Raw genomic sequence first — 7,030 nt, 5'->3', positions numbered from 1 at the left:
CGTACCCCGTGAGGTCGCCGGAATCAACCCGCTCAATCTCCTCATGGAAGCGGTCGATGAAGTCATCGCGGAAGTTGGCGGTCATCCGAACACCTCCTCGGGGTCCATCTCGGCCTCGGAAGGCTCCGATTACGTGGACCGTGCGGTGCAAACGACGAATTCCTGCTCGCCGCAACCGCCCAAAACCTCCGCAAACTGGCGAAGATCTTTCCTGCACCGCAGCAAACGCGCAAAGCCTGATAGGAAAGGCGCTCGCGCGCACTTCAGGCCGCCATTTTCTGCGCCAGCAACACAGTGTTTTTCAACGGAATCGGGCGGATTCCAGACATTCGCGGCAACTGCGAGAGGCTCATGTCTGGGAGGAATAAGCGGCCATTCATCGCCAGTATGATTTTGGTCTTAATGCTGCAAACCGCATTCAGATCGGCTATGCGCAAGTAGTGGACTTTGCAGAGTAGCCCGCCGAGGCGCATCACTCCCTGCAGCATGCAGTTGTTCCTCGCGATGCAGCGTGCTGCATTTAAAAGTGCGACTCAGGCTTTAGGTTCTTAGCCCGTTGAGAAGCTTGATACCTCCGCGACGTCAGCGCTGTCTAAAATCGGCCTTAAGGTGTCACACCTGTGTTACCTACCTAGGATAACGAAGATTCATTCGAACGAATTGAGGCTAACGTGACAACAATTGACTGGACATATGTAAGAGACGCCATCGCACAGGATATTGTAGATGGACATCTGCAGCCTGGTGACCAAATTGCGACAGAGCCCGAACTTGTCAAGCGATACGGGACAGGGCGGCATAGTTTGCGCCGTGCGATTGCAGCACTTGCCAAACAGGGCAAGCTGAGCGTCGAACAGGGGCGTGGCACCTTCGTGAGCGCACCGAAAATGCTCCACTACGAATTGGGAAAACGGACCCGACTGCGGCAGAATCTTGCACACCAGACCATCGATATCTCTCGAGAGCTACTCGGATCAGGCGTTGTCATAGCACCCGAACGTGTACGAGAGGCGCTTGGCCTCGGGATGGAGGCTAAGGTGCATTTCGCACGTCGGTTGACGCTCGCGGACGGGCTGCCCATCGCCTATGGGTCAAGTTTTCATTCTGTGGACCGGTTTCCAGCATTTCCAGAAAAGCGTGCGGTATTCGGATCGGTGACGGAAACCTACCGATCCTATGGGATCGCGGACTATGTCCGCGCAGAAACCACATTCTATTCCCGTCAGGCCCATCAGGAAGAAGCACGGATCCTTCACCAGCATCCCGATTTATCCGTCACGATCATCCGGGCGGTCGACGCTTTGCCGGATGGCACGCCGATTTCCTTTTCCGATGTCATTTGGGCCGCGTCGCGGGTCAGGTTCAGTGTCGTTAGTGGTGAAACATGACCAAGGGAACGGATAGCCATTCCTTGTCCGCGCTGGCGCGTGCAGATGCTGCCCGGATCAAGCAGTTTGCAGAAACTCTGATCGCACCGCTTGGACAGATCACCGTACATCAAAGCCGGACGGGTCTGGTCATGTTACCGATGCGCGATACGGCGGGCGCGGCCACCTTTCACCTTGGCGAGGTCCTGGTCAGCGAGGCGCATGTGTCCCGTGACGGTGTCGAAGGATACGGGATGCGGCGCGGCCGTGATCTGCAGGCGGCGATGGCCATGTCACTGGTCGATCTGGCTATGGCCAGCGGCATTGAGGTCGCACGATGCACGGCTTTTTGTCAGCAAGAAGCGACCCGACAAGCGGAAGATGACTGCGACACAATGCGACGTGTGCAAGCGACCCGCGTCGATATGGAGACATTCTGATGCTGACCACGCCCACCCCAGACGCAGAGGAAACGCAAGCCAATGCCGCATTCGATGCAGCGCTTTGGGCCTGCAGTCGGCCGGGTTTGCCGCGACAATTGCCAGTACCGGGCGAAACCGCCTTGATCGCGGCCCTGCTGGACCGCGAATGCGCCGCCTATGCTGGAGATCCTTTGCTGATACCGGTTCTGGCGCAGACCGGGGCACGATTGGTCGATCTGTGTCAGGCGGACCATGCCTTTCTGGGCAGGCTTCAGGATCTGGACCTTCTGCGGCAATGCCGGACCGGATCTGATCTGTATCCCGATCAGGGTGCGACCTTGTTGATCCGCGCAAGGTTTGGTCAGGGACCGTCGGTGCGCCTGACGGGTCCCGGTGTAGACGGTGCCGTTCTGATCCAGCTTGACGGTTTGCCTGCTGGCTTCTGGCAGGAACGGGCACGCCTGATCCGGTATCCGATGGGGTTCGACATTTTTTTCCTGGACGGCGAGCATTTGATCGGTTTGCCGCGATCAACCAAGGCTGAGGTGGTCTGATGGCATATGTGGCAACCCGTGGCGGCGAGCGGGCAATCGAGCAGTCCGAACGCCTATTTCGCGCGGCACTGGGGCAGATCGGGGCGGACCGCGTCGCAGAGATCAAACAGGCGCTGCCCTATCTGGTCGATCGGGTCATGGGCGAAGCGTCGCTTTACGACGAAGACCTCGCGTCGCTTGCTCTGGCGCAAACGGGGGGCGAACTTTACGAGGCAGTGCTGGTCTTGCGCGCATGGCGCACGACGCAGCCACGCCTGACCGTCGCTGCACCTGTGGAACAGGACGCGCTGTTCACCCATCGTCGGATTTCAGCTGCGTTCAAGGATATTCCTGGTGGTCAACTTCTTGGGCCGACGCTGGATTATTCGCACCGCGTGCTGGCGACGGATGTGCTGACCGGAACACCGTTTGAACCCCTAGAGGTGGAACCGGCTGCCGCTCCGGCCCCCGCGCACCAACCTTCGGTCAGCGCGTGGCAGGCGGCAAACGATCTGGTCGATGTACCCGATCACGATGCCGCTGCGGGTGAGGAAATTCCGGATCTGACGCGCGAACCACTTCTGTTTCCGGCCAAGCGCGCCCATACATTGCAAAGCCTTGCACGTGCCGAAACCGGCGGTGTGCTGGCGCTCGGATATGCTGCCATGCGCGGTTACGGGCAGGCCCATCCGACAGTCAACGAACTGCGGTTGGCCGAAGCGGAAATCGTCGTGACCCACCCGAACGGAACACAATTCTCAGCGGGTCGGGTCAAGGTGTCCCAAGCCGAAGTTGTCTCCAAGCAGGGCGAGAAGCTGGGTCTCGGTTTTGCCGCGACCCTTGGCTGGAACGAGGTGAAATGCATTGCGGCCGCAACGCTGGACCTCAACAGCAAAGGTGCGCCCAAAGGGTCGGCGACAGAAGAGGAATTCTTTCTCTACCATACCGAAGGCGTCGAAGCTTCTGGGTTCTGTATCCACTTCAAGTTGCCCCACTACGTCACCTTCCAATCGTCACTGGACGCGATGCGGGATGCCAGGGCCACGCGCGCAGCCGAGCAGGAGCCAGCGGAATGACCCTTGCCAGTCTCACAAAACCTTGGGCCCCGATGAGCTATGGCTTCCTCGACGCCTCGGCCAAGCGCGAACTGCGGCGCAAGATGATCAAGGCGGTCTGCGTGCCCGGCTGCCAGATGCCCTATGCCAGCCGCGAAGTGCCGATGGCACGCGGGTGGGGCACCGGTGGTTTGCAGGTTTCGCTCACCCTGATAAATCCCGACTCCTGCGTGAAAGTCATCGACCAAGGCGCTGACGACAGCGTAAACGCTGCCTCGATCCGCAGTTTTCTGGCGCGTGTGTCTGGCGCACCGGTGACAATGGACACGTTACAGGCCGATCTGATCCAGTCACGCCACCGCATCCCCGAAGAAATCCTGCGCGAGGATCAGATACTGGTGCTTCAGGTGCCCAACCCAGAACCGCTGCGCGGCGTGCAGCCGAACATGTCGATTGCGCGGCAGATGCATGCTGATGCCGACTACGGACGGATGTGGTTGCAGCTTTACGAACAGATCGTGCGGTCAGGACGCGTGATGCAGGGCGCGAGCTATCCGTCGATGGTCAACGGGCGCCATGTCATGACACCCTCGCCGATTCCGCGATGGGATGTTCCCAAGCTGCACATGGCGCGTCACCTGACGATCCTTTCCGCAGGGCGCGAGAAACGCATTTTTGCAGTACCGCCCTATTGTCGGGTCGAGCCGCTGGTTTTTGACGACGTGCCTTACCGTGTCGAAGACCACGGCAAGCTGACTTGCGCGCGCTCGGGCGCAAAGGGGTTCTTCATGAATGAAATCCCACAAGACGACGGGTCGTCCACGTTCGAGGTGTCCGACAGCCAGTTCGGCGTGAAGGCGATCCAGCAGCGCGGTGGCGAACAGACAAATCTGGGCGAGACCTGGTACAAAGACGGAGAACTGTCAAAATGATCTTGGAACGCGATCCGCCGCGGATCGTCACAGCCGACCCTCTGGTGCAGATGCACGGTGTGAGCAAATCCTACGGGCCTGTTGTCGCGCTGCGCGATGTGCATGCCGCTGTCTATCCCGGTGAAGTCCTCGGGATTGTGGGGGAAAGCGGCTCTGGCAAATCTACCCTTCTGCGTATGATGAATCTTGAAGAAACGCCCGAGACCGGCAGCTATACGCTGGACCTGCCGGATGTGGATGGAAACCTTTTCGATCTCGACCGTTTTTCGCGCCGCATGCTTTGTGCGACGCGGATCGGCATTGTCTACCAGAACCCGCATCTTGGGCTTTTGATGACACATTCCAGCTCTGGCAATGTGGCCGAACGCTTGCTGGTGGCAGGAGAGCGGCGCTTTGCCGTGCTGCGTGCAAAGGCCACAAGCGCCTTGGCGGCATCCGAATTTCCACTGGAGCGTCTTGATGCGCCGCCGGTCGAACTGTCAGGCGGGATGCAGCAGCGTGTCCAGCTTGCCAAGGCCATCGCCTTGGAGCCAGCACTTCTACTGCTGGACGAGCCGACAACAGGGCTGGATGTGAGTGTTCAAGCACTTGTTCTGGATACGCTGAAACGGCTGCAACAGGATCGAAAGATCACCATGGTGATCGTCAGCCATGATCTGGGTGTCATCCGGACGCTGGCGGATCGTGTGATGGTCATGCGGCGCGGCGAAGTGGTCGAAGCCGGACTGGCCGACCAGGTCTTTCAGGATCCGCAACATGCGTATACGCAACAACTGGTGCATGCAAAACTATGACCGCCGTTCTGGACATTCGCGGCCTGAAAAAAGGCTTTACCATGCACCATCTGGGTCAGGGTTTCGCAGCCTTCGATGATGTCTCTTTTGCTGTGGCGGCGGGGGAATTCGTTCTTCTGAAGGGGGCCAATGGCGCAGGCAAATCCACGCTGCTGCGCACGCTGTATCGCAGCTATCTGCCGCAGGCAGGACAGATCCTGTTCCGGTCCGATCACGGCCAGATCGATCTGGCACGCGCTGCAGATGTCGATATTACCTACCTGCGCCAAACCGAAATCGGCTTTGTGACGCAATTTCTGGTGGCACGGCCACGGGTCAGCGCCGAGGCACTGGTCGCAGAACCGCTGCGACTTGCCGGCGTCGATGCGGACCAAGCGCTGGCCGAGGCCCGGCACTGGCTGAAAACCTTCGGGGTCAAGGAAAACCTCTGGCCTGCCTATCCGACTACCTTTTCCGGCGGGGAACAGCAAAAAGTCAACCTTGCCCGCGCATTGATCCGCCCGCAAAAGTTGCTCTTGCTGGATGAACCGACAGCGTCGCTTGATTCCAATGCCCGCGCGGCACTGGTGCAGCGTCTGGCCGATCTCAAGGCACAAGGAACTGCCATGATTGGCGTTTTTCATCACCCTGATGATGTCACGCATCTGATTGATCGCGTCATCGATCTGACCCCCGATGCGGCAAGCCAAGAGGACAGACAAGATGTGGTTATCTGATTTTGCGCTCGTCCTGCCCGACAGGGTGATGCCGCGTGGTTCCTTGCGGATCAAGGACGGCATCATCGCCGAAATCGTCGAAGGACCCGTCAAAGGCGGGATTCAGGGCAAAGGGATGGAGATATTTCCCGGTTTCATCGACATGCATGGCGACATGATCGAGGTCGAACTCGAGCCGCGCGCACTTGTGGATTTTCCAATGGATGTTGCGCTGAACCATCTCGACATGCGGCTGGCCGCGTCCGGTGTGACAACGGCCTATGCGGCGGTGTCATTTTCGCGCGGCGTGCGTGCCGGTGAACGCCGTTCCTTCGAGCATACCAGCCAAGTCATCCGCGACTTGTCAAAAGCGCGTGGACACGTCCGTGTCGATCATCGGATTCATGCGCGATTTGACATCACGTTCGACAATGCCGTCGCTGTGCTGGCAGATCTGCTCAGGGACGGAAGTGTCGATCTGGTCTCCTTGATGGACCACACACCGGGTCAGGGGCAGTATCGCAACCTTGAGATTCATATCAGGAACAAGGCCGCCCTTCACGGCGTGTCCGAAACCGAAGCCCGCCAAATGGTTAGCACGGCCATTGCAGAACGAAGCCGCCCGCAAGAAGACCTTTTGACAAACATGCGTGCTGTTTCGCAGTTGTGCAATGATTACGGTGTGCCACTGGCCAGCCATGATGACGACACCCGCGACAAAGCGAACCTGATGGCGGACCTTGGCGCGATCCTATCGGAATTCCCTGTTACAAAAGAAGCCGCCGCTGCCTGTGCAGAACGCGGCATGATGATCGCCATGGGTGCGCCGAACGCCATGCGCGGGCAAAGCTATTCCGGCAATCTGTCAGCACGAGAGGCACATGAGGCCGAATTGCTGCATATTCTGGCGGCTGATTATCATCCTGCCACGATCTTGCCGGCCATCCGCATTCTGGCTGAACGCAACCCAAAGGGTCTGGCAGGTGCCGCGCGACTGGCGACAGCCAATCCGGCAAAGGCGCTTGGGTTATCAGATCGCGGGCGGCTTGAGGTTGGAAAACGGGCCGATCTTGCCGTGGTGACAGGCCATCATGTCGCTGCCAGCCTCAGCGCGGGACAGGTAATCTTTAGCAAAGGCCTTATTCCATTGAGCGCTACAAGCGACAGCCGTTCATTCACGGAAGTGTCATGCAATAGTTAAGCAGCTGTTACCGGCAAGCCTGATGGTCAAG

The 7,030-nt window shown here is 58.9% G+C and carries 9 protein-coding genes; 8 read left to right on the top strand and 1 reads right to left on the bottom strand.

The genetic code is table 11. The annotated features are described in order from the left end of the window. Nucleotides 1-263: 263 nt before the first annotated feature. Nucleotides 264-488: a hypothetical protein gene (locus R6T97_RS15285; RefSeq protein ID WP_410350146.1), complete on the bottom strand. Its 225-nt coding sequence runs from the start codon at nucleotides 486-488 to the stop codon at nucleotides 264-266. A gap of 183 nt (nucleotides 489-671) precedes the next feature. On the opposite strand from R6T97_RS15285, the gene R6T97_RS15280 reads away from it, so the two are divergent. Genes R6T97_RS15280 through R6T97_RS15245 form a run of 8 tightly spaced genes read left to right on the top strand, consistent with a single transcriptional unit; the run spans nucleotide 672 to nucleotide 6,999 of the window. Beyond that, a complete protein-coding gene (locus tag R6T97_RS15280) occupies nucleotides 672-1,388 on the top strand; it encodes a GntR family transcriptional regulator (protein ID WP_410350145.1) in 717 nt (238 codons plus the stop codon). Next, nucleotides 1,385-1,807, top strand: coding sequence for a phosphonate C-P lyase system protein PhnG (locus tag R6T97_RS15275; protein WP_410350144.1), 423 nt, complete (start codon nucleotides 1,385-1,387; stop codon nucleotides 1,805-1,807). Before R6T97_RS15280 ends, R6T97_RS15275 begins: the two co-directional genes overlap by 4 nt. Then, the gene (phnH, locus tag R6T97_RS15270; protein ID WP_410350143.1) at nucleotides 1,807-2,343 is read left to right on the top strand and encodes a phosphonate C-P lyase system protein PhnH; all 537 of its coding nucleotides are present in this window, start codon (nucleotides 1,807-1,809) and stop codon (nucleotides 2,341-2,343) included. Before R6T97_RS15275 ends, phnH begins: the two co-directional genes overlap by 1 nt. Next, nucleotides 2,343-3,398: a carbon-phosphorus lyase complex subunit PhnI gene (locus R6T97_RS15265; RefSeq protein ID WP_410350142.1), complete on the top strand. Its 1,056-nt coding sequence runs from the start codon at nucleotides 2,343-2,345 to the stop codon at nucleotides 3,396-3,398. The genes phnH and R6T97_RS15265 overlap by 1 nt, the downstream gene beginning before the upstream one ends. Next, the gene (locus R6T97_RS15260; protein WP_410350141.1) at nucleotides 3,395-4,309 is read left to right on the top strand and encodes an alpha-D-ribose 1-methylphosphonate 5-phosphate C-P-lyase PhnJ; all 915 of its coding nucleotides are present in this window, start codon (nucleotides 3,395-3,397) and stop codon (nucleotides 4,307-4,309) included. The genes R6T97_RS15265 and R6T97_RS15260 overlap by 4 nt, the downstream gene beginning before the upstream one ends. Continuing rightward, complete coding sequence (locus R6T97_RS15255) at nucleotides 4,306-5,103, top strand: ATP-binding cassette domain-containing protein (RefSeq protein WP_410350140.1); 798 nt, start codon at nucleotides 4,306-4,308, stop codon at nucleotides 5,101-5,103. Before R6T97_RS15260 ends, R6T97_RS15255 begins: the two co-directional genes overlap by 4 nt. Further along, nucleotides 5,100-5,819: a phosphonate C-P lyase system protein PhnL gene (locus R6T97_RS15250; protein ID WP_410350139.1), complete on the top strand. Its 720-nt coding sequence runs from the start codon at nucleotides 5,100-5,102 to the stop codon at nucleotides 5,817-5,819. The genes R6T97_RS15255 and R6T97_RS15250 overlap by 4 nt, the downstream gene beginning before the upstream one ends. Continuing rightward, the gene (locus R6T97_RS15245; RefSeq protein ID WP_410350138.1) at nucleotides 5,806-6,999 is read left to right on the top strand and encodes an alpha-D-ribose 1-methylphosphonate 5-triphosphate diphosphatase; all 1,194 of its coding nucleotides are present in this window, start codon (nucleotides 5,806-5,808) and stop codon (nucleotides 6,997-6,999) included. The genes R6T97_RS15250 and R6T97_RS15245 overlap by 14 nt, the downstream gene beginning before the upstream one ends. The last annotated feature ends 31 nt before the right edge of the window (nucleotides 7,000-7,030 follow it).

The organism is Yoonia sp., assembly GCF_046498525.1.
Lineage (GTDB): Bacteria > Pseudomonadota > Alphaproteobacteria > Rhodobacterales > Rhodobacteraceae > Yoonia.
The sequence above is the reverse complement of the archived record's forward strand: the minus strand, read 5'-3'. Positions and strand labels throughout refer to the sequence as shown.

Bases quoted from the DNA above. Each gene is read 5' to 3' on its own strand.
- R6T97_RS15250 (WP_410350139.1), top strand. From the start codon at position 5,100: ATGACCGCCGTTCTGGACATTCGCGGCCTGAAAAAAGGCTTTACCATG.
- R6T97_RS15285 (WP_410350146.1), bottom strand. From the start codon at position 488: ATGCTGCAGGGAGTGATGCGCCTCGGCGGGCTACTCTGCAAAGTCCAC.
- R6T97_RS15260 (WP_410350141.1), top strand. From the start codon at position 3,395: ATGACCCTTGCCAGTCTCACAAAACCTTGGGCCCCGATGAGCTATGGC.
- R6T97_RS15265 (WP_410350142.1), top strand. From the start codon at position 2,343: ATGGCATATGTGGCAACCCGTGGCGGCGAGCGGGCAATCGAGCAGTCC.
- R6T97_RS15255 (WP_410350140.1), top strand. From the start codon at position 4,306: ATGATCTTGGAACGCGATCCGCCGCGGATCGTCACAGCCGACCCTCTG.
- R6T97_RS15275 (WP_410350144.1), top strand. From the start codon at position 1,385: ATGACCAAGGGAACGGATAGCCATTCCTTGTCCGCGCTGGCGCGTGCA.
- R6T97_RS15245 (WP_410350138.1), top strand. From the start codon at position 5,806: ATGTGGTTATCTGATTTTGCGCTCGTCCTGCCCGACAGGGTGATGCCG.
- phnH (WP_410350143.1), top strand. From the start codon at position 1,807: ATGCTGACCACGCCCACCCCAGACGCAGAGGAAACGCAAGCCAATGCC.